Source organism: Cryobacterium sp. MLB-32, from assembly GCF_000738085.1.
Taxonomy (GTDB): Bacteria; Actinomycetota; Actinomycetes; order Actinomycetales; family Microbacteriaceae; genus Cryobacterium.
The window spans coordinates 1-989 of record NZ_JPRS01000409.1 but is presented as its reverse complement, the minus strand read 5'-3'; the positions used below and the strand labels follow the sequence as shown (position 1 = coordinate 989).

The following is a 989-nucleotide window of genomic DNA, read 5'->3' as shown; positions in this document are numbered from 1 at the left end:
CGCTTGCGTGCGAGCGGTCCGGTGAGCGTGTTGATCATGATGGGTCCTTCTCTGAGGCGCCTGCGAGGAAGACCTTCGCCTGCTTAAGGAGAGCATACGTCCGTAGCACAGAAAAGTGGCTGAGAAACCCAAAATAAACCCCCAGTTCGGGGGCAATTTTTTACTTGATGTATTGAAAGATGGAAAACATCGGCATGTAGAGGGCAATGATCATGCCGCCGATGACCACGCCGATGAAGGCGATCATGAGCGGCTCAATCAGGGCGGTGAGCTGTTCCGCCGTTGACTGCACCTCCTGGTCATAGAAATCCGCGATCTTTCCGAGCATGGTCTGCAGCGCCCCGGCGTCTTCACCGACGGCGATCATCTGCACGACCATGGGAGGAAACACCGGTTCCAGCGACAGCGGACCGGCAATCGACATTCCCTGCCGTACGGACTCCTGCACCTTGCGCAGCGCGGATTCCACCACCCAGTTGCCGGAGGTCTCTCCCACAATGTTGAGGGACTGCAGAATAGGCACCCCGGCGCCGATCATGGTCGAGAAGTTGCGGCTGAAGCGTGCGATGGCAAGCTTGGTCATCAGCGGCCCGAAGACGGGAACCTTGAGCTTGATGGGGTCGATGATCTTGCGCACGGCCTCGGTGTTCTTGTTCTTGCGCCACCAGATCGAGAAGGCGACGCCCAACACGACCAGGACCGGAAGCAGCCACACCATGACCTTGGAGAGCACCACCAGAATCTGAGTGGGCAGCGGCAGCTGTCCACCGAAGCCGGCGAACATCTTCTCGAAGACAGGCACGATGAACGTGAGCATGCCGATGACGGCCACCACGGCCATGACGAGAACGATCGTCGGGTAGGCCATGGCCGATTTGATGGTGTCTCGGAGCTTTCCCTCCGATTCAAAATTCTCGGCCACCGAATTGAGCGAATTCTCGAGGAAACCGCCCGTCTCGCCGGCCTTGATGAGGTTGATCATGATGGGG

At 58.4% G+C, this 989-nt stretch carries 1 protein-coding gene; it reads right to left on the bottom strand.

Annotated elements, in window-relative coordinates:
• Positions 1-160: 160 nt before the first annotated feature.
• Positions 161-989 (bottom strand): type II secretion system F family protein (locus JF66_RS18995; RefSeq protein WP_035880444.1); only part of this gene is annotated, 829 nt, incomplete at its 5' end.